Consider the following 24,457-nt stretch of genomic DNA (forward strand, 5'->3'; position numbering starts at 1 on the left):
ATTCGTAGGAGCACCAGAAGGTGCCGTATGATTACACTTTAACGACGTTTGCTGCTTGCGGGCCTCTTGCGCCTTGCACAATGTCAAATTCGACGGCTTGGCCTTCTTCGAGCGCCTTGTATCCGTCCATTTGGATTGCGGAGAAGTGAACGAACACGTCGCCGCCTTGTTCAGCTTCGATGAAGCCGTAACCTTTTTCTGCGTTGAACCATTTCACTTTACCTTGCATGTGCTACAACATTCCCTTCATGTTCAATTGACATAGGCGATTTGGCCTGGCCCACAACCCGAATATACCATCATGGAAAGTTTTGTGTCAATGGGTTTTTTGAAAGCGGTGTCAAACTACCTTTATAACCTTGAGAATACCACACCTGATATTAAAGGAGCCTATCATCTGGCTGAGCCATGTCACAATGATGCATATCGGTTGAATCAAGCCTCAACTACAAATATTGGACGTTTGTAGAACTCGCTATTCCCTAGCATGTTAAGTTCTTGGATATGTTTATCCAAGCTTTCCGATACCGATGAGTCTCTGATATTTCGACTAATACCACTTACGAGATCTTCGTGAAGATCTTCATAGGATCCTCTTTTGTTTCTGAAGGAAAAATACGCAATTTTTTTTATTTTCCATCCGGCATCCATAAATAACTCCGACACATATAGAGTCATCTCTCTCACCTGATCCGAATCAACGATTGGATTGGTCTTATCCCCGCCCCAGTTATAACCCATTTGAAACATGAGTTGTTTTGTTTTATTCCTAAGTCGACTTATGTATTGAAAGATATAATCATTAAATTCCGCTTTTGAAGGTACTAATTCCTGATCAAAGTCAACGCCAGCGTGATGGAGCACATTAAAAAAAATCATTCGGTCAACCCGCTCAATATGATTAATTTCTTGTAGTCCTACACTTCGATTTCTAGTCTGAACATTCGTTAATTGAAATTGATCCGCAATCTCTGAAATAAAAGCAGCATGATTGGGATTAGGCTCATACGCTATAAATTGATTGATTCTGTTATCGTAGGCTAAGCTTAACGTAAAAAACCCCGTATTAGCTCCGATATCGGCAATGCTCTCGCCGTCGCCAAACTTGACAGTTCGCCTAATATAATCATATCTAGCCGTATCCCCGCGCCAATTCTCATTAATTTCTTCGGAATAGTTCGACGCTTCCTTGACAAATTGTGGGATATTTTGGTAGCGGGAATGCTTCGATTCATCATTGTATAATTTTTCGAGTATTGATTTTAGTTCCATTATATACTCCTGTCCTGTTTCAAATCTTTTTCTGGCAGATGGCAATCTCTACGGTGTCATTCCTTAGATAGACCTCGTTGCCGATGAACTCATTCATGCTAAATAAAAACTGTTCCGGCGAAATGCCGTAAAAGTCTATGCTTTGATGGGCAATGGCATCCATAAAGCCGCCTAACCAAAAATACCGGGCCGACATGTTTATCTCATCTCTTACTAGTTGCAGATCGAAGCCTAGATCCAGAAGCATCATTTCGAATAATCCCGCTCGGCTGTCTACCACTAATTGCGAGGGCCCCCACAGTCTAGGATTAGCCTCGATCATGTAATACTTGTTCTGGAAATACCTCACCTCTATCATGATTAATCCAAAAAAGCCTTCACGTTTTAATAATTTCTCAAAACGATGCGAAATTTCCGAATGATGAAGATTCGACGGTACAGCAGCCAAAATCGACTTCCCAGCGCCTTGTTGAATCAAATTTTTTTGGGAGAACGAGCGAATATTGCCATCGCGAGAGATATAATACAACAGATAATAAGAATCCCCTGGAACGAAGTCTTGCATGTAGAAGTCATCTCGATGATTTACTTCTTCATAGAACCGTTCAAGCTCTTGAAAATTGTTGATAAATTGAGGTGAGTGCGCCGCCCCCTTACTATCGAGGTATTCTCTAGGTTTAACAATAACCGGGAAATGTATTGAGTCGTTTATAGACAACTCATTCGGAACATCTACTCCATATTTTTTACAAATAGAGCCGAACGAATACTTATCCGATATCTTAGCGTATAAATCCTCATCTACTAGAGGAATGAGACAATTTATATTCTCGAATTGCCTTCGATGAATCAGAAGATGCCTATTCAAGGCTTCCGAACTCGGTAAGATATAGTGTAATTCCACCCCACTCTTCTCTCTGACCTTATTAACTTGTTCTAGCAAATCTTCTTGGTGCAAACTCAATTTCGAACGAATCGCAACGACCCGTTCCTTGTAACTCGTCTGCAAAATCTGGTCCTGTTCCGATAAGGCAACGATAAAAAAGGGAATTCTCCTCGTCGTAAGTACTCTGCAAAAAGCGATTACCGCTCTCTGATTGAATCCGGAAAAAATAATAAAAGCCGCATGATTTGAGTTATTCAAACCAACATCCTCCTGCGGTCTATGAAGTCCTTTGACGAACTACGTCAATAATACAGTCTTGATTCACTGCATCAAGTTCACCAAATAAAGGCAAGCAGAGAATCCGTCTTGCAATATCAGATGAGATTGGCACTTCTTGTGGTGTCACATAATTCAAACTCTCTAAAGACGGATGGAAATACCTTCTCGGGTGAATGTCGAGACGCTTTAAATCCTCTACGATGCTCAGCAGCGTGGATTCCGACTCGAACAAGACCGGAAAATAACTATAATTGTCTGATCCGAATGGGTTCCATTCGGGCAATTCTATGGACCGTATGCCTTGCAAAGCTTGAACGTATCGGTCATGCCTCATTCTTCGCGCTTGGTATAAATAATCCATATCATCAAGTATGCATAATCCCATTATGGCTTGAAATTCATTCATTTTGGCATTAATGCCCAAACCCACGATATGGGAAGGGCCCCGAATGCCAAAATTAATCATCCACTTTGCTTTCTCAAAAAGCTCATCATCTTTAATGATGAGAGCTCCTCCTTCAATGGTGTGAAATGCCTTAGTGGCGTGAAAACTTAGAATAGAGACATCCCCGTAACTTAGAACGCTCTCACTCTTATACTTCACGTCAAAGGCATGTGCAGCATCGTAAATGACCTTTAGCCGATGCTTCTTAGCGATGTTCTCAATCGCTTTCACATTGCAAGGGTTACCGAATACATGAACGGGAACAATTGCGCTTGTTGCATCCGTAATTCGTTCTTCTATTTTTTGGGGATCCATATTAAAGCTATTCTTGTCAATATCGACAAAGACCGGTGTTAGCCCTTCCCATACCAAGCTACTTGTAGTAGCTACGAAGGAGAATGGTGTCGTAATCACATCGCCTTTGAGCTCTAGCAGTTTGTAAGCCACCTGCAGCGCTAATGTACCGTTAGAGACGAGCAATAAATTTTTGACCCCCAAGTAATGAGCCAATCGATTCGTCAATTCTTTTGTGAATCGTCCATGATTGGTTATCTGACCCGAGTCAAATATTTGATCTACGTAGCTTTTATACTTTTCACGGTTGGGCAGATAGGCTTTGGTAACATTAATCATCATGTTAACCCTTATTTTCAGCAAGTTCGGCCGTAATATCGTTAATGACGTTTTGGAGTGCCGTGCGAGCTTGCTTGTCCTCCAACAAATCCAACCGATTCAAGCTCAAGGCCTCACCCATTATATCAACGCTCATTCTGAGATGCTTATGCAAAGCTTGCTTGTATTGACGATTCTCTTTCAAATAACCAACGGAACGCGCATTTTGGAGCATCGAGTACCATTGATAAATATTCCACATGCGCAGATGAATTTTTTGTTGATTCTGATCAGAATGAATACGGTAATAGCTTAAGGATTCAGCGATATAGGCCATCTTCCCTTTGGACAACAGATGCATCCATGTTGCAAAGTCATTAATAAATCTAAAAGCATTGCCGTTAAACATTCCGTACTCTTCAATGTCTTGTTTCCTAAACAGCACATTTGTAGGTTCTCCAATTTTGTTGCTCAAATGATGCAAACAATGCTCCCCAATATCGCGTCCCTCGACTATAGTATTGTTCGCAAATAGCCTTTGATTGATTCCATTTTCAGGTATGATATTCCCGTTAACATCGATCATCTCACGGAAGGATGTTACCAATGTAATATCGTTATCTCTCAGCAAGTATTCAAGCATGCTCTCGATCTTTTTCGGTAAAAAAAGATCGTCATCCATTAAAAACTGAACATACTCACCGGAAGCCAAATCTAGGCATTGCTGAAGATTTAAATGAGCAAGCGGTGTGACATTGCGAATATACCTGATGTTAGAATATTGTTGAACGAAGGGACGTATCATTTCTTCCACTTCATTATTTGTGCTGTCGTCACTAATTACGATTTCTATATTAGGATAGGTTTGCCCCAGCGCGCTCTCTACAGCCAACTTCAAAAAAAGCGGACGATTATAGGCCGGTATTAAAATGCTAACTAGCGGTAATCGCTCGGAAACCTCCTTCATTTTTATCTTTATCTGATCTTGAAATGAACGTGCTACTTTAAAAGCTTCGCTTGCTTCCTTCTCATCCGATGCTTTATCAAAAATTTTTTGATTGTATTCCACGCAATTCCGTAGCGTGCGAAAGTATATCAAGTCATCTTTAAAGAATCCTTTGGAAGGAGCATGGAGTATTAAATGCGAATAATCCACAATTCCCTTGAGCACTTGCTCCAATCCATTTTGCTGTTGTCCATCGTGTAATCTAAAATAGCTAAGCGGCTCGACAAAATAGATTAAGTCTCCCTTTGCTAACAATGTGAACCATGAAGCCAAATCTACGTTGCAAGTATACATCCTTTCGTTAAATGTACCGAATGGTTCTATTAACGCTGATTTTTTAAACAGGACTGTCGTAGGTTCCCCAATCGTATTGGCTATCGATTCTAAAACGTATTCGCCCGCTTCAAGGCCGTTCACGATCACATCATGATCAAATAAAGACGAGGAAGACCTTATATCCTCCATATTCCTTCCTTGATTATCAATCACCTGCCGTTTAGATGTGGCTATAACTGCATTCGGGAACTCCAGCATCGCCTTCATCATTTTACTTATTTTCTCCGGATGAAAGAGATCGTCGTCCATCAAGAAATTGACATACTCTCCGCTGGAAAGTTCCATTAGCTTCAAGTCGTTCTGAAATTGACCTAGATTGTTCTCGTTACGGTAATAATGAATATGTTGATGTGCGGCTAAATAATTTTGCATAAGCTTTTCAGTCTCATCATTCGTGCTATCATCCCCAACGATGATTTCGATGTTTGGATAAGATTGACCAAGAGCGCTTTGAAGCGCCGCTTCAAACAGCTCAGGCCGATTAAAGGTAGGGATGAGCACACTGACTTTTGGGAATAGAATAGGTCCATACATCTGAAGAAACTTATATCGGTACTTCTCGAACCCATTGTTCACGTTGACGATCCCGCAGTCATGGATAGCCCATGCTTTCTGCTGATGGGGAACGCCGACGTCATAACCGTGTTTCTTGAATTCTATACATTGTGAAAGATCGTACATATGCCATCCGTCAAAATGCTCCTCCTGCCAAGGAAGATCAAACTGCGTGACAAGGAGTAGGCCGTCTAAAGATTCAACGCTTTGATAGGGACGATTGACATCCTGAAATGATAAAAGGTCCATTCGACCTGTGTGGTTTTCATAAACTTTCCCCCAGATGGATGAGGCTTGCCACCATATCGCATTAATAGGAAGTTTCTCGGCACCTACCAATCCCATGATGCCTAAGTTGGGGTTTTCTTGGAATAGCGATATTACATCCTGAATCATATTACGATTGATAATAAAGACGTCCTGGTGAAGATACACTTTATATTTGGCGTCCGATTGTTGCATGGCATGGTTATAGCCTGCAGCCAGACTCGTTGCGCCTGCAATCGAAATAAACTCAGCCTCAACGCCTTCAGGCACATGCAAGACCTGAATGTACCGAAGCGATTCTTCGTATAGATCTTGGTCATTGTAGCAGGTGATAAAGCAAACTTTGTCGGGATTCAAGCTCCTCATATTCATGCTCCTCTAAGTTGATCCTTCAGTTGTTGTAGAGAAGGGAAAACGTGGCTCACGCGATCTAGATAAGTCAACGCCAACTCCTTCTCTCCTAATATACTCAGGACTTCTGCAAGATGGTAATTGGCGCTGTCATGATTCGGCTCCAAAGCCAATGCCGCTTCAAAGAGTGCCAACACGGAGTCGAATACGCCTGTATTAAAAGCAAAGATAGCTACTTGCGTCAGCACCTCCGCCTTCTCGATTAAAGCGATTTGGGCGATTTTCTGCAGTTGATCGGGCGTAACTTCCCCCATTTGAATACAGGTGACCAATTCTTGAAGACTTTCTTCTCGATCGATATCCTGTTCAATTCGTCTAAGCAGAAATACAAACTTTTTTTCATCCGGCTTTCCTTGATTTTTCTCGAACTGGATTTTTTGAATCCAAGTCTGTATCTGTTCTGATTTTGTTGGCAGCAGTTCAAACCACTCAAGCGCCAAGTCCAATTGGTCTAGCCTATAGGCAACCAATCCAAAATTAAAAATCGTCGATTCATGATTCGGATTCCATTCAAAAGCCTGCTGAAGATACTTTTGCGCTAGCTTTAGCTCCTGCCGTTCAAGCAATTGAACAGCAAGATAGTTCGTGAGCTCTTCTCTCTGCTCTCCACCGGCATGGTCGATAACGGCAGCAACTTCGTCTACGTCGTAAGCGACTAACGCAGTAATGTTTGCCTCCATATCTTCCTGCATGAGAATCCCGTTAACCACTTCTTTGATTCGATCTGGATTGCTTTCAGGCTCTATATTCTCTTTTGCCGATGAAGCCAAGAATAGAAATTCCGACAGCTCGTAAGCCAGGGTTTCATCGAGACCTGCAGCCTGGGCAAGGTGTTGTAATTGCAACCGATCTTTCTCAGACAAAGGCAGCTTAACGCCCGAAATTTGGATTTGATCGAAAGCCGCGCTTTGAAACAGTTCTTGCGCTTCTTGGAGGGTAAAACCGTTAAGCTGACGCGGTCCGACTTCGCCGCGAAGCAATGCGCGAAGACGATGGACATGCATCGCATTCGGTACATAAGCCAGCAAGATGCCCTCCGGCTTCAGCAGGGCACGAAGACGGGCGAGAGCTGTGGCAGGCGATGGCCACTCGGCCATCGACTCCGACACGAGTATATAATCGAACGCACCTTCCGGCAGTTCCCAAATGATATTTTCCGCCGCACCGACGAAAATGCTGGCCCCCGAACGTTCAGCGATGTCTGCCGCTCTAGCGCTTCTCTCGGTACCGAAGAGCTCCGCATACGGGAATCCATTTCGAACTTCAAGAAGGTTGCCTCCACAGCCGGAGCCAATTTCCAGAAACCGTATAGACATATTGGGGTCACCTTTGTTAAGAAGCGACCGCAAATCATGGCGAAACGTTGCTTCTCTCTCCGGATCGTAACCCCATTTATCGGAAAACTTTTGACGGTTGTTCCTCATTAACTCCAGATATGCCGGTGGCGCTTCACGGAAAGATACGCTGCCATAATGATGAATAAACGTATCCTTGCACAGCAACAGCTTGTACCCAGCCAACCGAATGCGCAAAGAGTAATCGTCATCTTCGTAATTGCCCGGCGTAAAGCGTTCATCCAATAGTCCGATTTGGTCTACGACGGACTTCTTAATGAGCATGCAATATCCAATGAGTTTCAATCGCTCATCCCAGAGGTTGGGATCCGCATGATTGTAACTACCCGCAAAAGTTTGCATTTCGGCCATGGAAGCATAGTCGACAGGTATCGTCTGGGCATAGGAACAATTATTCGTTACACTGCCAACTGCTCCAATATCTTCGCTGCTATAGAGGCTGGCCGTTAATTGGGACAGCCATCTCTCCGTGACGACGGTGTCGTTGTTCAGCAATAGGATGTTTTCTCCGCTCGCGATCTCGATCCCTTGATTGCACGCCCTCGGAAAGCCCTCGTTAGCCGCATTACATATGCTTTTTATATCTGCCTGCTGGCTCAGCCACTCTACGGTTCCGTCTGTCGAACAATTGTCCACGACAATGATCTCGTAAGTTCCCGCATCCGTATAGGTTCGAATGCTTTCTATGCATTGCTGCGTGTAGTCCAATTTATTAAAAGTAGCAATAACGATACTCGTCAGCACGGGATCTCCTCCATATTAAGGCCCTGTCCATTCTGGTATACTGTCTATAACATGTATCGACAAAATTCGAAGAGAACTGAAGCGCGATCTCTTGGAAATAACATCCACCGCGAGGTTTGTATGACACCTTTTATCAGCCTTTGCATGATCGTTAAAAATGAAGCCGCTACGTTGGCCCGATGCTTAAAGAGCGTATCTGGATGGGTCGACGAGATCGTCATCTTGGACACCGGCTCCACAGACGGGACAAAGGGGATTGCGGCATCATTTACGCCTCATGTCTTCGATTTCACATGGGTTCAGGACTTTGCGGCGGCACGCAATGCCTCTACCGCCAAAGCAACGGGGCAATGGATCCTTGTACTAGACGCCGATGAATATCTGGAATCGAATCGTACGGATCAAGCCGAAGCGCTGCGCGCTTACTTGCATAGCCTCGACTCCTCTAAGCCGACAGGCATCGTCTTGCCCATCTTTAACTTCGTAGGTCATGCTAGTTCAGGGAAAATCTCGCAATCACAAGCGATCCGGCTGTTCAATCGTCATCCGGCTCTCCGCTTCGATCGTCCGATTCATGAACAACTCGCATCCCGATCCGGTCCCCTCGTTCAATTGGAATACGACTTGCCGATCTATCACGCCGGCTATACGTCCGAGATGATCGAGAGCAAGCAAAAGTCGGAACGCAACGAAGCGATCTTTCGGGAATTGCGTGCGCAAGGCAGATTTACTCCTTACGACTCGTTCACGCTAGGCAACGAGTATTTGATGCAGGATCGGTATGAAGAGGCTCTATCCTGCTATCTAGAGGCGGATCAGCCATCGGAACGGGACAAGACGTGGCTCCCGCAATGCTACGCCAATATCATTGCCTGTCACTTGAAGCAGCATGCCTATACGGATGCCTACAGCCGCATTGAGCACGCGATTAAGCGTTGGGGACATGCTTGCGACTTCTACTGGTTCAAAGGCCACCTCCTCTCGCTGCTGGGACTGGATGAAGAGGCGATCTACGCTTTACGAACTTGCCTCCAAAAAGCAGATTCGGTCTCCCGCCAACCGACTTGGCTCATTAGCCCCAACTATGGCAGTACGCTGCCTTTGCAGCAGTTGGCCTCTCTTTATCTGCGCCGATTCGCGAACGGCGAAGCCGTAAACGTATTGACCAAGCTATGCTATGCCAATCCCAACCTGCAATCTGCATTGATCGAGCTGCTGAAGCTCACCGCTCCCACGGAGCCGGAGGAACGCTTAACGCCCTTCATAGAGAAGCTCTATCCGCGCCCCGAAGAACATCAAACGACGATGCTCTTAGATGCATGCGCCCAGCTTGGACTTCGTGGACTTGCCATCAAGTATTGGAATAACGGCTCGCAAGAGTCGAAATCGACGCCACGTATCGCCAAACTTAGATATGCGCTCCTCCAAGCCGATTGGTCCTTGTTTAACCAGGCCCTGTCAACCTTAACCGAGACGGATGCTTTGACGGAAGCAGAATACGCCCTTCTCTACGCCGCCAGCTTCGTATGGCCGGAACAATCCGGCTTACTCCGAAGTCATCTGACTCCTGAATCGCTTGTGGATCCCAGGATTCTGACCGATGCTTGTATGATTCTTTATCGACTCCAGCGGTTCGAGGCTTACGATCGATTGATTCAATCTCACCCTGAACATACGACCGCTCTAGCAAATATGCTTGGTGACGCCTTGTTCGAGGATCGGCAATTCGAGCTCGCATTCGATTACTATTCGGCTGCCCTGGATCAGAACGCCTTGTCCGCAAAGGGACTGGAGCATATCGGTCGGCTGTATATCCATCAGGGAGATATCGAGAATGCGATCCCCTTCTTGGAGAATGCACTCATCCTGGCGCCCGATCGAATACCGCTGTACCTGCTAGCGCTAGCGCATAATCATTCCTCAAGTGCCCGACAAACCGTGAGAGATCAATTGCTTCAGCATTTCCCAGGACTGAGGGGATTTCCGCTGCTTCCTTTGTAAACGTTCATTCGCGTTATGCCGATAATGTCCATATGGCACCTAGAGTCGGATTCGGGTTCGGGAGGATATCATGAGCAAACTGTTATCGTTATGCATGATCTGCAAGAATGAGGAAAAGGTTCTGGCTCGCTGCTTGGAGAGCGTACAGGGGATCGCGGACGAGATTATCGTGGTGGATACGGGGTCGACCGACAAAACCAAGGAGATCGCCCTCCAATATACGGAGCATGTCTACGACTTCGTATGGGTCAATGACTTCGCGATGGCAAAAAACGAGGCCATCCGAAGAGCGACCTCCAAGTGGATCTTGGTTCTGGATGCAGACGAATATTTGGACCGTGATGGGAAAGATGCGTTTCTGGCGTATCTCTCGAACGAAGATCACCGCCAACCGGTGGGATACGTTTTGCCGATCTACAACTTCATCGATCCCGTCCAATCCGGCAAATTCATGGAATCCTCAGCCGTTCGGCTGTTTCCGAACCATCCGGACATCTATTTCGACCGGCCGATTCACGAACAGGTTGAACTGCGTGGCGGGGAATTACCGAGCGCTTCCTATCCGCTGGTCATCTTCCATACCGGCTATCTCACGGAGACCAAGAAGGAGAAGCAGAAGTCCGCCCGTAATTTGAGCATTTTCAAGGACCTCAAATCCTCTAAGAGTTTTACAGAATATGATTACTTCACCTTAGCTAATGAATATTCCATGCTTAGAGACCATAAAAAAGCATTGTATTACTATGAACGCTCTCTAACGAAAAAAACCGAAAGCATGTCGATCTTCCCCTTTGCGAGGTATCAGATCGTGCTTGTGCTTATTGAACTCAAACGTTATAAAGATGCTTTGGTCTATATCGAAGATAATTTGCGCCGCTGGCCGAACTACCCGGATTACTATACGATCAAAGGATCCGTGTACGAGGCACTAGGCTTGTATGAAGAGGCTATGGCACTCTATCAGGAGGCGCTGGAGAAAGCCGATTCGCACGGAAAGAGCGGCCGGTTCTGGGTCATGTCGCCGAGCTTGGGCAGTCACCTCCCGATTACGAACCTAGTAAAGCTTTATCAAGAGGCGCAGAATATCCCACAAACCGTCTACCATTTGACCAAGCTAGTCCAGATGAATACGAACGATCATTTGTCACTCTTCCGCTTATTGAATATCCTCGTTCAAACGGAATCGCCAGAGGGCATCCTGGCGTTTTTGAAGAAAATATTCGACTTTGAGCAAGAGAGCCATCTCATCAAGCTACTTCATGAATCTCTGCTGCTCGGACACAGAGAGCTTAGCGCTCATTTCTACGAAGCATGTTTAGTCAAAAACGTCCCTATTCATACGCATCAGAAACTGCACTACGCGCTAATCTGTGGTGAACGTGACCGTTTCGATTCGAATGTATCGGCCATTTCAGAAAGTCCGAACAAAGGCCAGATTAACAAGCTGCTCTTCTTAGCCGCCATTGTGTGGCAGGATATGCAATATGGGGAGTATCTAGACGAGTCGGAGGATGCAGGAGACCCCTCTCTACAGTTGCTTCGAGATATGTTTCAAACCTTGGATGAGGTCCCTTCGGACGAAAAACAGCTGGCTTTTGATGTGAACTATATTGTGACGCTGCTCATCGATTTGTTCAAGATGGGATACTACGAGGCTTATGACCGTCTCATTCAACAATACCCAACGTACAATGCTATACTCGCCAACCTGCTGGGCGATTATTTTTACAACCAGACGCAGTATCAGCTCAGCGTTGACTACTACTCCTTGCTGCTAAGCAACGATGAGCTTGCCGGACCGGGATATTATCATTTGTCACAGCTCTATCTGCATCAGGATGAAGTGAAGGATGGACTTGCGCTCTTGAGCAAAGCGATTGAACTGGTCCCCTCACAGGGGCCTTGGTATATTCGTTATTTGAAATCCAGTACGGACGGTTCGGAAAGAAAACACGTCATTGAACGCTATCGGAACGAGTTCCCGTCCTACTATCAGATTCCAATCATTCAACAAATGATAAAGGGTCAGGCTTAAGCCTGACCCTTATCTTATTTCTTATCGTCAATAAAGTAGCCCTCAGAACTGTTATACGCTTGATTGTACGCATTCTTCATTCTTTGACCTTCCTGGAGCTTGGCGAATTGCGCGGAGATCTCGCCTTTAAACGCTTCAAGCTTTGCTCCTGCTTCTAAGCCTGACTGATAGGCGGCTTGGAGCAGCGTTTCAATCTGAGGGTTCGAGGCGGCATCCTTCAGCCCCAGCACGTCCAACCGCGCTTTCCACTCTTCCTGCAGCAGTTGAAGAGCCTCAAGCTGTTCGACTTGCTCCTCGTCTTCCAAGTCCAATGCGCCGATCTGATCGAAAGACTGAATGAGGAGCAGAAGCGTCTCTTGAATCTCTGCAACAGGTGTTATCATGATTGCGCTCTCGCCGTGGCATGAAGCTCCTTCATCGCCTTGATCCACGTGTCCTTCAAGTCGGTCATCAACTCGATCGCTTCGGACAGCGCTTGGTCATCCAGCTTGATGTTGGCCTCGAACAGCTTCTCCCGAATATAAGTGTACAAGCTGGATAAGTTGTGGGAGATCTCGTAATTCTTGTCCAACGTGAAGTCCAGTTCGTTAATAATAGCGATGGCCCGTTTGATATTATGATTCTTCATCTCGAAGTTCTTGCTGCGAATCGCTTCTAGCGCTTGCTTCATGAATTTGATGCAACCGTTGAAAAGTAAGGCGGTTAACTCCCAGGGCGCGGCGGTGTTGATTTGCATTCTAAGATAAGTATCCTGCGCTTGTTGGTTCATGGAAGGAATTACCTCTTTTCATCGATATTCATGCCGACGAGTTCCTGAAGCTTCGCTACTAAATCCAGGAATTTCTCGTTGGGAATCTCTCTAACCAATTCGTTCGTATCTTTATTGATGACCTTAATAATAACATCACCCGTCTTCTCGTGCACGCTGTATTCGAACCGCCGGTCGATCCCCTCTAACGTCTTGTTGGCTCGCTCCAGCGCGATACGAACTGCCTGGTCAGACACGGACAACTCGTATTTCTCTTTATGCAAAAGCTCGGAAGCACTGGGATAGGCTTCGATCGGAGGAACTGCTTGCGTTGAGTTTCCTAAGTGTACCGTTTCAACCATAGGTGCTTTCATACTTGCCGAGATCGCTTTAACGTCCATTGAACACCGTCACCTCGCCCTTTGCGTCTACCTAGCCATATTCTGAGACAACCAAGTTAGCGTTGAATTGTTCTTGCCAATCGCATTATCCATGGTGGTGAACATGTTGTAGTAGTAATCTTCCTTCTTCGTGAGCTTCACATTGAAGTCGGTGATCTTCCGATTCAGGTCGTTAATCTTGAACCCGATATCGTTGGTGACGATGTCTTCGACCGAGCCGATCCCCCCCGCTTTCTTAATGAGCTCGTTCACACTCTTCGTAGCCTGATCGTACATTTTTTGAGCAATACCATCAGGCTGGTTGGAGAAAAGAGCCGTCACAGCCGCAGGATCTTCAGAAAGCGCTTTGCGCAGTTGATCCTCATCCAGCTCCAGCTTGCCGGAATCCTGCTGCGCACTGAGGTTGTAGGGTTTGGTTGAGATCCCGATCTTGTACAAAGCGTTGTAACTAGGAGACACGGATCCGACGGACGTGCTCACAAGGGAGCGGAATCCGTTAATGGCGGAGGTGAGAATGTTGTCATTATGCAGGAGTCCGCTCTTCGCTTTCTCTTCCCAGGTCTTAATGTCGTCCGCTTCCATGCCTTTTCTCTGATCGTCCGTCAGCGGAGTGTAGTCCCGGAACTTGTTCTCCTTGACGCGCTTGTTGAGCAGATCGATGGTATCGTTATAGCTCGTGATGAATTTCTTGATCTTGTCTACGGCGCTGTCGAGATCTTGGGAGACGCCTACCGTGACCGGAGAGGTCGTCGTTTGCTTCAGCGTGTAGGTAACGCCGCCGGTTGTGAAGGTATTGCCGGAGCGGTAGGATTGAACGCCATCGATCGTTACGTTTGCATCTATGCCATTAATATCGATGACGGTACCGCCAGATACTGTGCGATAATCTGTATCATCAGGTGCCTTCCCCGTAGGCTGCAACATATTCAGGACCGAGACGAAGTTTCCTTTTGAACCGTTTTCCAGTTTGATTTGGGCTGTGGTCCCTGTGCTTTTCGTTGTGAATACGATCTTGTCTGTAACATCATCGTATGTCATATTTACGCCGGCTGCAGAATTGTTCACCTGATTCATAACACTAGCTAGCGTATCTGTTTTGGAGAATGTAATCTTCTGGCCATTGATCACAAAATCAGCCTTATCTTCAGCATCAAAGGTCAACCCTGTAGCGAACTTCGATGCAATCGAACCTAGTTGTGCCGTGACGTTGATCTTATTGGATTGCCCATCCGTAAAACCGAGCGCGGATAACCCTTCATTGTTTGCAATTGCTCCAACGATTACTTGCGGATTACTTCCGTTACTTCCGTTTGACTGCAAGGCTAAAGCATTTCCAGTCAAGTTCACGGAGATTTTATTCGCTCCAAAGGCATTGTCGATTTGAGTTTGCAATTGACCAGCCAGCTCAGCTTGCGAGTAATTCCCTGCAGCTAACGTTATTTTTTTCGTTGCGCCGCCTAATGTAATGAGAAGCTGATCGTTACTTCCGGAAGTAATTGTCGTAGATACGGGAGGCGACGTGGTTGAATCCGGGGGCAAAGCCGTCCCCGCAAGAGAATTGGTAGAAATCCCACCTTTGCTGCTTACATTCGCTCCCTGTGCTAGCCTGCTTACATTAATGCTATGGCTGATCGCACTCGCGGTTCCGTCCGCGGTGACGGAGACGGCATCGGAATTGGAGGATGTCGTCGAACTCTTCTTCCAATCTCCGGAAAACCGCATCGTATCCAAAGTCGTCTTGAATGTCGCCAGCTTCGTATTGATCTCCCGGTACAGCGTCGACGTCCAGGACAAAGTGGTCTTCTTCTGCTTAAGCTTGTCCAAGGGCATCTTCTCTGCCCGCATGAGCTGCGAGACCAAACTATCGATGTCTAGCCCCGAGTTGATACCGCTTATTCGCGTAACCATTGCGCAACCTCCCCGAAGTGTTTCCTTACTTTATTTATCGTAATCTGGAGGCCTATTCTTAAGAGCCTGCAACCATTTATTTCAAACGATTCCTTGCCGGCCCGTAGCCATAATCGGCTGCCATCGTATAGCAACGAACGGACATTTGCGTATTCCCGGTAATCTCGTAGAAGACGCCTAAATTATAGGCTGCTTTATAGGATCCAACGCCTTGAACAGACGTATATTTGTCGGTTTCTCCAATATTCAGCGCTTGCGTATAATAGTGCTGGATCGCGGTGATTCGACCGGTATCCATGGCCAGCAGACCAAGCAAGAAGTACAGGTCGGGAAAATCGGGATAAAACGGCTCCAGCGCCGTCAACAACTGCTCTGCCTCCAACGACCGGCCTTGCTCCTTTAATACGTACCCTAGCATTACGGCCATGACCGGGAAATACAACCGATTGTACTCTTGTAAATCGAAACTGCGTCTTAAATAGCGCTCTGCTTCAGGCAGCCTGTTCAAGCTGTAGAGCAATTTGCCATATTGATAAAGCATATAAGCATCATTCGGATGGGATGCCAGTCTGCGCTCATATAGCGGGATATAGCGCTCGGCTTTTCCTGTGCGCGCGTACTCGTCTTCATCGTACCCATAGTGCCGGAGCACAAGGGCTGTATTTTCGAACGAGGCGGGTTCCCCTTTATAATAGATCTGCTCATGCACGTTACCGTGAAAAGTCCAAGCAAGATCGTTGGGGTAGAAACGCACCATCCGATGCCTCGGACGCTCTTCTCCGATTACGTTCTCTAAGATGACAGCCCCCGCCGAATGAGGCTGTCTTTCCACAAAAGCATTTACCTTCTCTGCCGTATCCGCAGGAAGCTCTTCATCCGCATCCATGGCTAATAGATAATCTCCGGTCGCCAAGGAAGCGCAGTAATTGCGCGCGGCCGCGAAATCGTCATTCCAACGATAATGACCAAGTATGGCCCCTGCTTCTTCGGCGATCTGGATCGTACGATCCGTCGAGCCTGTATCGACCACGACAGTCTCAAAAGACGCCGGAATGCTCGCCAATGCACGCGGGAGATTTTGTTCTTCATTCCGGACGATTAGGCACACGCTAACTTGCATGCTAACACCTCATCTATGGAAAAGAGCCCATTACGTCGTAATGGGCTCTCCCTGATCGATTGGCTACTCGAATTAACGAAGCAGCTGCAGTACGCTTTGCGGCGCTTGGTTGGCTTGAGCCAACATGGACGTAGCGGCGGATTGCAGAATGTTCAGCTTCGAGTAGTTCATCATTTCCTTGGCCATGTCGGTATCGCGGATCCGGGATTCTGCAGCTTGCAGATTCTCGGAAGTTGCGCCCAGGTTGTTGAACGTATGCTCCAATTGGTTCTGGAGCGCACCGAACGAGGAACGCGCTTTGTTGATCTTGCCGATGTCGGAATCGATGTTGACGATTGCAGCCGATGCGCCAGTTGCCGAGCCGAGGGACCCGCCGCTGATGCTCAATGCGGACAGTTGTACGTCTTGCAGCGTGATGGCTACGGTGTTTTGCGTAGAAGTCGTGTCGCCGATTTGGATGCTGATCGCAGTCGTGCCATTCAGGACGGTGATGCCGTTGAACGTCGTGCTCTTCGCGATGCTGTCGATCGCCGTGCTCAATGCTTTGAACTCAGCGTCGATCGCTTCCAAGTCGGACGTGTTGTACGTGCCGTTCGAAGCTTTGACCGCCAGTTCCTTCATGCGGGACAGCATGTCGGAAACTTCGCTCATCGCGCCTTCAGCCGTTTGAACCAGCGAGATGCCGTCTTGCGCGTTCGCTTGCGCTTGGTTCAGCGAGCGAATTTGCGTACGCATTTTCTCGGAGATCGAGAGGCCGGCAGCGTCGTCAGCCGCACGGTTGATCTTGTAGCCGGAAGACAGCTTCTCGGAAGACTTGCCTTGCGAGATGTTGTTCAGCTGCAGGTTGCGGTGAGCGTTCATTGCGTTAAGATTGTGGTTGATAATCATTGCGATTTCTCCTCCTTGGATGTGTAACGGCCCACTTCCGTGTGAGCTCTCACTACATATATCGGCAATCTCCGTCCATTTTTTAGAGGATTCGCGATTTTTTTTATTCTTCTTTTTTGAGAAGGTCCAATGCTTGTCCGGCCAGTTCCTTCATCGTCTGCAGCTGCCCCGGGGAAGCCAGCGCTTGCCGGTTGCTCTCCTTGATGCTCTCGTACACTTCCTTGCGGTAAACCTTGATCTGATCGGGCGCGGCGATGCCGATCTTCACCTGATCTCCTTCGGTGCCTACGACGAAAATCTCGATGTTGTCGCCGATGACGATGGACTGCCCCTTCTTCCGGGAGAGGATCAGCATGCCGGCTCCCTCCCTTCCGGGGAAGGGGCGCCGAATAGGGGATCCCGCGTCGTATAAGCGGACTCCGGCGGAAGGACGATTTGAATGCCGACGAGCTTATCTACATGTACGACGAGCGGTGCGAGGCGATTGATCGTAGACTGGTTGAACGGATTCGCGATCGTCACGATCGACAACACCGCAACCTCCCGCGGGTTCTCTGTCGCCAGCGCCGCTTTGTCCTGTTCGGTTAACCGAAGCTCGTAATCGCGATAGAAGGCAAACGGATCGGCGACCAGGAATCCGATCTCCGGCTCCGTCGCGCTCTGCAGATAGGCAAATGGAGAATCCGTATTCGATTCGTCGACCGGAACCAGTATAAACGCGTCTAGCTCCGAAAAACCGAGAATCGTTCCTTTGGTGGAGATAGGCTTGCCGAACAACGATGCGAGCATGAATAGGCCTCCTTTATAGCCTTGCACAAAAATAAGCTATAAGCGCCGATCTGCGCCTATAGCTCTAACAGTAACTGGGTTCGCTGCCGACTTCAAGCGTACAAATCGTAGGAACTGACCCACATGCGAATCGAATTCATCTGCTCGATATACGTTTTCACTTTACCGGGCGTGTAGTTGATCTCGGGCTTCGCGACATGGTATTCGATATTCGGCTTCCGCGGCGTCGTCTCGATCTCGGCCGGGTGAGCCGTATAGGCGATCTTCACGTTGTAGAGCCCCGCCGGGCCATAGGGCTTCCAGTTCTCCTTGCCGGAGAAGGCTTGGGAAGCGATCTCCGCGACCGCGTTGCCCTTGTTCGAGATTTGCTTCATGCGTTCGCCCTCTTGGGCAATCTTCCCGATGTTCTCGAAGATGCGCTGCTCCGCCTGGTCGGCCATCAGATCGCTCGTCTCGAATACGCCGCCCATGGCATAGGCCAGATAGGACGCCGAGGCGTCGATCTGGAGGTCTCCTCTCGGCTGTCGAATCTGCATGTCCGCAGGCGGGGAGCTCATCTCATATTCCCCGCGGGGAGACTTCATGTCGAATTGCCCTCGGGGCGATTCGATCCCGAGCCGGGCGGGCGTCGTTCGAATCGATAAGCGTAGAAATTCCAACTCGGCACCGCCTCGTCAACGTAGATGAACGCTCTTATCTGAGATAATCGACCAGGCTCTGCTGAATCAGCTTCGCGCCTACCGAGAGCGATGCCTGATAAACGTTCTGCTGCGTCTGCAGTTGCGTGATCGTCTTCGCCATGTCCGCGTCTTCCGTCTTGCCGCTTAAGCTGTTAAGCGTCACGTCCAGATCTTGGTTGCGGTTATCCAGCATCTCGATGCGGTTCGCCCGGGCGCCCACTTCGGACCGGACGCCCAAGAACTTGTTGAGGCGAGTGTCCAGCTTGGCCATGTTGTCCCGCGCGGTTACTGCATCGTTAGTCGAGAAGGCGTCTCGAAGCGTCCGGACGACCTTGAAAAGATTGTCCGTATCCGCTGCATTGCCGAACACCTTGTTCCCGGATACGTTCGTCGCGATGTCCACGCCGGGCGCGAGGCTCAGCAGGATGTCCGCGTCGTCCGTATCGATCGTGCCGGCCGTATTGCCATCATAAGGCGAAGCGTCCGTCTTCTGGCCGTTGAAGATAAACTTGCCGTTCAATTGGTCGTTGCCGAGCGTAAGCAGGTTGTTGTAGATCCCGCTCAGCTCCTGGGAGATCGCGTATCGGGACTCCGGCGTACTCGTGTCACTGATGCCCTTCACTGTGAGTTCCTTCACCCGTGCGACTAGATCGTTCACTTGGCCCAGGACCGTATCCACATGCTCCAGTGCGGAATTCGCTTGCGTAATATTGCGCTGATACTGGTTGTTCATCGCCAGCTCGCCGCGATAGCGCAGCGCGTACGTAATGCCGACGGGATCGTCCGAAGGCCGGTTGATCTTGCGACCCGTCGTCAATTGCTCTTGCGTGCTGCCCATTCGGTTCAAGTTCTTGTTCAGGGCGTTCACCGTCTGGGTCTGAATCATGCCCTGCGTCACGCGGATCGACATGGAAGTCGTCACCTCAACCTAATTAGATATTAGAAAACCGCTATCTGCCGACGATGCCCATGCCGTTAATGACCTTGTCCAATATCTCGTCATAGGCCGTCATGGCACGAGCAGCCGCGCTATAGGCGTGCTGGAACTTGATCAGGTTGGACATCTCCTCGTCCAAGGAGACGCCGCTGACCGACTGGCGCTGGTTGTCGATGTTGGCCAGCAGCGAATTCTGATTCTCCACCTGGCGCTGGGCGTTCTCGGATTGAACGCCGAGCTGTCCGATGACGGATTGGTAGAAATCGTCGATCGTGCCTCGGCCGACGACCGGCGTCGAGCCGTCCGGGCTGACGAAGGTGAACTTCGTATCCTTCAGGTTGGACATGATGAGCGCTAGCGTGTTGTTCCCCGGCACGACCTTCTCCGGCGTACCGTCCGTCCGCATTGAAGTCGCGATCGCGTCCGGCGAATCCTGGATGATCTTGTTCAGCGTGAGGCTGGCTGCCGTGATCGGCCCGCCGTCCTTGGAGGTGAAGAAGTCGACGCCGGTCGTAACCGGATCCTTCATCGTGTAACCGAGCTTGTGCAGCTCGTTCACGCCATGAATCTTGACCGTCAGATCGGAGGCGAGCTTGCGATTGGTGTCGTTGTAGGTCACGCCGTCCAGCGTAATGCCGTTCGGCAGCACTGTCCCCGCCGGGAGCGTAACGGTGAACTCCCCGTTCGCCAGGCTGTTCGCGAGCGTATCGAGCTGCTGCTGATACTGCGTGACGTACGTGTCGCGCGCGACCAGCATTCCGTACACTTCGCCGCTTCGCAGATCGCCGCCGTTGCCGCCGGCGAAGGCCGCTTCGAGTCCGGCCGCGTCCACGGTCGCCGCGTTAAAGCCGTTCAGCAGCTCCACGCCGCCCATGGAGATGTTGTAGCCCTGCGGCGAGTCGGTGACCGTAATGTTCACCAGCTGCGAGAGCTTATCCGTCAGCAGGTCGCGCTGGTCCATCAGGTCGTTGGCATTGTCGCCGTAGGCGGAGATGCGCGTGATCTGCTGGTTCAGATCGGCGATGTTGCTGAGATACGTATTGATCTGATTCGCCTTGGTTCCGATGTTGGCGGTCAAGTCGCTCTTCATATCCGACAGCTGCTTGCTCGTCAGGTTGAACGTATCCGCCAGCGCGAGCGCGTTCTCTCTGACGATCTTGCGGCCCGTGACGTTCTCCGGATCCTTGGACAAGTCCGACCAGGAGGTCCAGAACTTGTCCATCAACGAGCGGAGCCCGGTATCGCTAGGCTCGTTGAAGATGGCTTCGAGCTTGTCGAGCGCGCTCGCCTGGAACGTCCAGTTGCCCGTATCCATGTTCTGGTTGCGGTACTGCGTGTCGAGGAACTGCTCCCGCACGCGGGTGATCGAAGTGAACTCGACGCCGGTCCCGAGCTGTCCCGGGATCGTCGAATGGGTCATCCCCGGCGCTTCGATCGGACGGGTCGCCTGCATGTTGACGATCTGACGGGAGTAGCCGGCGGTGTTCGCGTTGGCGATGTTCTGGCCGGTCGTGCTTAGCGCCGCCTGTTGGGTGAACAGCGCGCGCTTGACGGTCTCTAGCGAATGGAAGGTTGATCTCAAGGATTCACGTCTCCTTGGTTCAAATTGGGGTTAGGCGCGTGTATCGAACATGCGTCTCGACGTTCCGCCCTGATAATTCGACTGCCCGGCGTTCGGCGAGTAGGTCACGTCCTGGTCGTAGGGTCCGGCGATCAGATCCAGCTCGAACTGAATGTAATCGAGCGACTGCCGGACCAGCATCTGGTTCCGCTCGTTGAGCACCTTCAGCTCTTCGTGCTGGCTGCGAAGCTTCAACGCAAGCTCGGTCAATTCGCTCTTCCGGTCGGCGCGGTGCACCGCCTGGATCAGGTCGGAGAGCTTCACGGACGGCCTGGGGGCCAGACCAAGCTCCGCCCAACCGCCTGCCGTCTCCTGCGTCATGTCCCGGTAGCACGATTCCAATCGGGAGACGACCCGCGTCTCCTTGGCGGTCAGCGCCACCAGATCTTCCACTTTGTTCTCGACGACGATCCGAACTTTGTCCCGAGCGAGCTGCAGCATTTCCTCATGGATGTCGGTTAGCGCTTCGAGTGTCGTCAGCAACCCTTGAATGCTCAATGGGGTTCACCTCAGTCGTTCGATTTGAAGGGGCGGAAAAAGGGCAGCAATGTCTCGGCCAGCTTGTTCGTCTCGACATGGTAAGTGCCCGTGGACACTTCCCGCTTCAAGCTCTCGATGCGTTCGGCGCGGGCGGTGTCGTCCTGCCCTTGCGCGTCCAGCAATTCCTTCGCTTCCGTGGAGATCTGCACCTCGTCCTTGCGGCGCTTGCTCTCCGTCTGCCCCGTACGGGCCTCGTTCGTATTCTGATAGGCGCGGTAAGCGCCGATGCGCTGCGTATCGTTAATCTTCACAGGGATCACCTCTGGCCATCGAATGCCGACAAAATGAAAAAGACCGATTACCTCTAGTGGTATTATCGGTCGGGTTCTATAAAATGTTAATAGAGCGATAGTTGCTAATTCCTGTCACGAAGACGGTCGCCGATCCGGTACGCGCTGCCGCCGTTGCGATATTCCTGGGACGCGGAGGTCGGCCTGTCGCTTGACGTCGCTTGACGGACGTCGCGCTGCAAACGCCCGCGGCAGTTCTCGCACATATTCCCGTCGCGGATCAACATGCCGCATACTTCGCAAGGATAGCTGAGGTTCGGCGCATTGTACAGCGAGATGCGCCCTTCGCGGATGAACCGCGTAATCTGCTTGATGCTGACTCCCGTCTCCTCGGACAACACCTGAATCGTCGCGCCCTTGTTGTCTCTCAGAAACTGCACGCAATCCTCGTACTCCTTCTCGAGCTGGCCGTGGCAGTTGGGGCATATATCGCGAAAATGACGGGCAAAAAGCTTCCCGCAGCGGGGACAATTGGCTAAATCCATGCTAATCTTCCTCCAATCTCGATCTTTAGATCGACATTGTTCGACTGTCGCTTGTCCCCATTGTACTAAAATTTGGCGAAAAGTCCATGTGCTATTTGACCTACTGCGCTTTAGGAGCGCGCCCAGAGCGCGCCGCTCACCTCGAATCGGGGATTGGCTGATCTAAGCGTGCAGGCGCATTCGTTGACGGTGCTGCCCGTCGTGTAGATGTCGTCGACGAGCAAAAGGCGGATCGGCTGATCTTGCGGTGCGGCGATCCATTGCGCTTCGGGTTCGGCAGCGAACATGCCGCGCAGGTCCGCAAGTCGGCTCTGCCGGCTCTTGCCGCTCATCTTCTCTGTGTGCCTCACTCTCCTCAGGAGCGGCCGATAAGGAATGCCGTACCAATGCGACAGACGTATCGCCATTCGCTCCGCCTGGTTAAAGCCGCGCTCTTCCAGCCGCTCTGCCGCCAGCGGGACGGAGGTGATGAGGTCAAAGCGTATCGGCTGCTCCGCCGTCATCCGCTCTACGGACGCTGCCAGCATCGCGGCCATCACCGGCTCCAGCCGTTCGGCTCCCGCATACTTGTATTGGGCCAGCCACTCCTTCATCGCGCCGTCATACCGAACCGCGCTTCGGCAACGATCGATGTGACGATCGCGTCTTCGCAAGCAATCCCCGCATCGCTCGGGTCTCCCGCAGATCGGGCAGCCTACGGCCAGAATCCAGGGGATCTGCCCCCGGCAATCGGAGCATAACCGAGACAGCACCTCCCGAGGGCCGGAATGCCGAATCGGGATGGCCACGGGAGACGTCGTTCCGCGAATCTCGCGCTCGCAGCGCAGGCAAGCGACGGTTTGCGGCTGCAGCAGCCGGTGAATTCGATCCATCCAACGCATCATGATCTCCCCTCCGCTTCCGCTCCGATCAGGTATCCGCCCGTCTTGGCCAGCCGATTCATCATTCGAATCTGTCCGATGGCGCCCCGCTGCGAGGAGGAGTGGTAGGCGGAGCAGAAATACACGCGGCCGGCCGGATCGTCGGCCGAACGCCCCGCGCGCCCGGCCATCTGCACCAGCGCCGCTTCGTCGAACATGGACTGGTGGGCATCGAGGATGAACACGTCGCTGCGCGGGACGGTGACGCCCCGCTCCAGAATCGTCGTCGTCACGAGGACGCGCAGCTGACGGTCGCGGAAGGCGACGACCTTGTCCCGCCGCTCGTCATCTTTGGAGGAGGTGCCGTCGATCGCTTCTGCCGGGATGCTCCACGCCGCTGCCTGAAGCCGGAGGCGGCGCACCAGCGGTTCAATCTGGCGAATGAAAGGAACGAAGACGAATACCTGCGCGCCTCGCGTGACCGAACCGCCGACGGCCTGAAGCAGAGAAGCCGGCAGCTTCGCCTTCCCGCCGGGGGCGCCTAACAGACGGTGCAAGGGCGGCATGCGAATGGGGCGCGGCACCGGCAAGGGATGGCGATGGTAGCGGACGGGCACCTTCGCATGGGGCAGCCGCCCGCGTCTGGTAGCGCGCCGCAGATGCGCCGGCGGCGTCGCGCTGAGCAGGACCGTCGCGCCGTCCGGCTTGCGCGCCGCGGCGGCGGCATGGTGCAGCATCGGATCGTTGTGGTAGGGAAAGGCGTCCAGTTCGTCAATCAACACGAGATCGAAGGCTTCCTGGAAGCGCATCAGCTGATGGGTCGTCGCGAGCGTCAACGCCGTTTGCTGCCAACGGTCCTCGCTGCAGCCGCCGCTGCCGCAGCGCCGGCAGCGAAGACCTTGCCCGCGCGCGGCAGCCGGCGCGATCGCGGCCGAGAGGCGCGCGGCGCCAAGCAGCGCGGCGAGCTGCAGATCGCCGCGCTGCTT

At 50.6% G+C, this 24,457-nt stretch carries 24 protein-coding genes; 2 read left to right on the plus strand and 22 right to left on the minus strand.

The annotated features are described in order from the left end of the window. Positions 1 to 31: 31 nt before the first annotated feature. From H7C19_RS12505 to H7C19_RS12530, 6 genes are all read right to left on the minus strand, one after another. Positions 32 to 229, minus strand: coding sequence for a cold shock domain-containing protein (locus H7C19_RS12505; protein ID WP_185142984.1), 198 nt, complete (start codon positions 227 to 229; stop codon positions 32 to 34). 206 nt (positions 230 to 435) lie between these two features. Further along, a complete protein-coding gene (locus tag H7C19_RS12510; protein ID WP_185142985.1) occupies positions 436 to 1,272 on the minus strand; it encodes a class I SAM-dependent methyltransferase in 837 nt (278 codons plus the stop codon). A gap of 19 nt (positions 1,273 to 1,291) precedes the next feature. Then, positions 1,292 to 2,416: an ATP-grasp domain-containing protein gene (locus tag H7C19_RS12515; protein ID WP_185142986.1), complete on the minus strand. Its 1,125-nt coding sequence runs from the start codon at positions 2,414 to 2,416 to the stop codon at positions 1,292 to 1,294. A 19-nt stretch (positions 2,417 to 2,435) separates the two neighbouring features. Beyond that, a complete protein-coding gene (locus tag H7C19_RS12520) occupies positions 2,436 to 3,518 on the minus strand; it encodes a DegT/DnrJ/EryC1/StrS family aminotransferase (protein ID WP_246469462.1) in 1,083 nt (360 codons plus the stop codon). Position 3,519: 1 nt separating this feature from the next. Continuing rightward, on the minus strand, positions 3,520 to 6,030 hold the full coding sequence (locus tag H7C19_RS12525) for a glycosyltransferase (protein WP_313731597.1): 2,511 nt from the start codon (positions 6,028 to 6,030) through the stop codon (positions 3,520 to 3,522). Then, positions 6,027 to 8,168 carry a glycosyltransferase gene (locus H7C19_RS12530; RefSeq protein WP_185142988.1) on the minus strand — a complete coding sequence of 714 codons (2,142 nt, stop codon included), beginning with the start codon at positions 8,166 to 8,168 and terminating at the stop codon, positions 6,027 to 6,029. Before H7C19_RS12530 ends, H7C19_RS12525 begins: the two co-directional genes overlap by 4 nt. Positions 8,169 to 8,288: 120 nt before the next feature. On the opposite strand from H7C19_RS12530, the gene H7C19_RS12535 reads away from it, so the two are divergent. Then, positions 8,289 to 10,169, plus strand: a complete 1,881-nt coding sequence (locus H7C19_RS12535; protein WP_185142989.1) for a glycosyltransferase family 2 protein — start codon at positions 8,289 to 8,291, stop codon at positions 10,167 to 10,169. A 70-nt stretch (positions 10,170 to 10,239) separates the two neighbouring features. Next, on the plus strand, positions 10,240 to 12,204 hold the full coding sequence (locus H7C19_RS12540) for a glycosyltransferase (RefSeq protein ID WP_185142990.1): 1,965 nt from the start codon (positions 10,240 to 10,242) through the stop codon (positions 12,202 to 12,204). A gap of 14 nt (positions 12,205 to 12,218) precedes the next feature. Here H7C19_RS12540 and H7C19_RS12545 read toward each other — a convergent pair whose 3' ends face one another. The 16 genes from H7C19_RS12545 to H7C19_RS12620 all read right to left on the minus strand — a co-directional run. Beyond that, complete coding sequence (locus H7C19_RS12545) at positions 12,219 to 12,635, minus strand: hypothetical protein (RefSeq protein ID WP_221469215.1); 417 nt, start codon at positions 12,633 to 12,635, stop codon at positions 12,219 to 12,221. Then, a complete protein-coding gene (gene fliS, locus H7C19_RS12550) occupies positions 12,584 to 12,973 on the minus strand; it encodes a flagellar export chaperone FliS (RefSeq protein WP_185142992.1) in 390 nt (129 codons plus the stop codon). Before fliS ends, H7C19_RS12545 begins: the two co-directional genes overlap by 52 nt. An 8-nt stretch (positions 12,974 to 12,981) precedes the next feature. Next, positions 12,982 to 13,353 (minus strand): flagellar protein FlaG, encoded by a 372-nt coding sequence (locus H7C19_RS12555; RefSeq protein WP_185142993.1) that lies wholly within the window; start codon positions 13,351 to 13,353, stop codon positions 12,982 to 12,984. Between the two features lie 27 nt (positions 13,354 to 13,380). Next, entirely contained in the window at positions 13,381 to 15,261 is a 1,881-nt protein-coding gene (fliD, locus tag H7C19_RS12560) for a flagellar filament capping protein FliD (RefSeq protein ID WP_185142994.1), read from the minus strand. 76 nt (positions 15,262 to 15,337) lie between these two features. Next, positions 15,338 to 16,381 (minus strand): glycosyltransferase family 2 protein, encoded by a 1,044-nt coding sequence (locus tag H7C19_RS12565; protein ID WP_185142995.1) that lies wholly within the window; start codon positions 16,379 to 16,381, stop codon positions 15,338 to 15,340. A 72-nt stretch (positions 16,382 to 16,453) separates the two neighbouring features. Next, on the minus strand, positions 16,454 to 17,269 hold the full coding sequence (locus H7C19_RS12570; protein ID WP_185142996.1) for a flagellin N-terminal helical domain-containing protein: 816 nt from the start codon (positions 17,267 to 17,269) through the stop codon (positions 16,454 to 16,456). Positions 17,270 to 17,372: 103 nt separating this feature from the next. Next, positions 17,373 to 17,624 carry a carbon storage regulator CsrA gene (csrA, locus tag H7C19_RS12575; RefSeq protein ID WP_185142997.1) on the minus strand — a complete coding sequence of 84 codons (252 nt, stop codon included), beginning with the start codon at positions 17,622 to 17,624 and terminating at the stop codon, positions 17,373 to 17,375. After that, a complete protein-coding gene (gene fliW, locus H7C19_RS12580) occupies positions 17,618 to 18,058 on the minus strand; it encodes a flagellar assembly protein FliW (protein WP_185142998.1) in 441 nt (146 codons plus the stop codon). Before fliW ends, csrA begins: the two co-directional genes overlap by 7 nt. 92 nt (positions 18,059 to 18,150) lie before the next feature. After that, positions 18,151 to 18,717 carry a DUF6470 family protein gene (locus H7C19_RS12585; RefSeq protein WP_185142999.1) on the minus strand — a complete coding sequence of 189 codons (567 nt, stop codon included), beginning with the start codon at positions 18,715 to 18,717 and terminating at the stop codon, positions 18,151 to 18,153. 34 nt (positions 18,718 to 18,751) lie between these two features. Further along, on the minus strand, positions 18,752 to 19,660 hold the full coding sequence (flgL, locus tag H7C19_RS12590) for a flagellar hook-associated protein FlgL (protein ID WP_313731599.1): 909 nt from the start codon (positions 19,658 to 19,660) through the stop codon (positions 18,752 to 18,754). Positions 19,661 to 19,688: 28 nt separating this feature from the next. After that, positions 19,689 to 21,257 (minus strand): flagellar hook-associated protein FlgK, encoded by a 1,569-nt coding sequence (flgK, locus tag H7C19_RS12595; protein WP_185143001.1) that lies wholly within the window; start codon positions 21,255 to 21,257, stop codon positions 19,689 to 19,691. Positions 21,258 to 21,287: 30 nt separating this feature from the next. Beyond that, positions 21,288 to 21,794, minus strand: a complete 507-nt coding sequence (locus H7C19_RS12600) for a flagellar protein FlgN (RefSeq protein WP_185143002.1) — start codon at positions 21,792 to 21,794, stop codon at positions 21,288 to 21,290. Positions 21,795 to 21,805: 11 nt separating this feature from the next. Continuing rightward, a complete protein-coding gene (flgM, locus tag H7C19_RS12605) occupies positions 21,806 to 22,087 on the minus strand; it encodes a flagellar biosynthesis anti-sigma factor FlgM (protein WP_185143003.1) in 282 nt (93 codons plus the stop codon). 104 nt (positions 22,088 to 22,191) lie between these two features. After that, positions 22,192 to 22,611, minus strand: a complete 420-nt coding sequence (locus H7C19_RS12610) for a TIGR03826 family flagellar region protein (protein WP_185143004.1) — start codon at positions 22,609 to 22,611, stop codon at positions 22,192 to 22,194. A 110-nt stretch (positions 22,612 to 22,721) separates the two neighbouring features. After that, complete coding sequence (locus H7C19_RS12615; protein ID WP_185143005.1) at positions 22,722 to 23,495, minus strand: ComFC family protein; 774 nt, start codon at positions 23,493 to 23,495, stop codon at positions 22,722 to 22,724. Further along, positions 23,492 to 24,457, minus strand: a 966-nt coding sequence (locus H7C19_RS12620) for a helicase-related protein (RefSeq protein ID WP_281384854.1), incomplete at its 5' end; no start/stop codon positions are given. The genes H7C19_RS12615 and H7C19_RS12620, both read right to left, overlap by 4 nt.

Source organism: Cohnella nanjingensis (assembly GCF_014212125.1).
Lineage (GTDB): Bacteria > Bacillota > Bacilli > Paenibacillales > Paenibacillaceae > Cohnella > Cohnella nanjingensis.

Excerpts from the sequence above, each read along its gene's own strand:
- csrA (WP_185142997.1), bottom strand. The coding sequence starts at position 17,624 with ATGCTGATCCTCTCCCGGAAGAAGGGGCAGTCCATCGTCATCGGCGAC.
- H7C19_RS12510 (WP_185142985.1), bottom strand. The coding sequence starts at position 1,272 with ATGGAACTAAAATCAATACTCGAAAAATTATACAATGATGAATCGAAG.
- H7C19_RS12535 (WP_185142989.1), top strand. The coding sequence starts at position 8,289 with ATGACACCTTTTATCAGCCTTTGCATGATCGTTAAAAATGAAGCCGCT.
- fliD (WP_185142994.1), bottom strand. The coding sequence starts at position 15,261 with ATGGTTACGCGAATAAGCGGTATCAACTCGGGGCTAGACATCGATAGT.
- H7C19_RS12570 (WP_185142996.1), bottom strand. The coding sequence starts at position 17,269 with ATGATTATCAACCACAATCTTAACGCAATGAACGCTCACCGCAACCTG.
- fliW (WP_185142998.1), bottom strand. The coding sequence starts at position 18,058 with ATGCTCGCATCGTTGTTCGGCAAGCCTATCTCCACCAAAGGAACGATT.
- H7C19_RS12540 (WP_185142990.1), top strand. The coding sequence starts at position 10,240 with ATGAGCAAACTGTTATCGTTATGCATGATCTGCAAGAATGAGGAAAAG.
- H7C19_RS12615 (WP_185143005.1), bottom strand. The coding sequence starts at position 23,495 with ATGATGCGTTGGATGGATCGAATTCACCGGCTGCTGCAGCCGCAAACC.
- H7C19_RS12565 (WP_185142995.1), bottom strand. The coding sequence starts at position 16,381 with ATGCAAGTTAGCGTGTGCCTAATCGTCCGGAATGAAGAACAAAATCTC.
- fliS (WP_185142992.1), bottom strand. The coding sequence starts at position 12,973 with ATGAACCAACAAGCGCAGGATACTTATCTTAGAATGCAAATCAACACC.
- H7C19_RS12610 (WP_185143004.1), bottom strand. The coding sequence starts at position 22,611 with ATGGATTTAGCCAATTGTCCCCGCTGCGGGAAGCTTTTTGCCCGTCAT.
- H7C19_RS12555 (WP_185142993.1), bottom strand. The coding sequence starts at position 13,353 with ATGGACGTTAAAGCGATCTCGGCAAGTATGAAAGCACCTATGGTTGAA.
- H7C19_RS12525 (WP_313731597.1), bottom strand. The coding sequence starts at position 6,030 with ATGAATATGAGGAGCTTGAATCCCGACAAAGTTTGCTTTATCACCTGC.
- H7C19_RS12520 (WP_246469462.1), bottom strand. The coding sequence starts at position 3,518 with ATGATGATTAATGTTACCAAAGCCTATCTGCCCAACCGTGAAAAGTAT.
- H7C19_RS12505 (WP_185142984.1), bottom strand. The coding sequence starts at position 229 with ATGCAAGGTAAAGTGAAATGGTTCAACGCAGAAAAAGGTTACGGCTTC.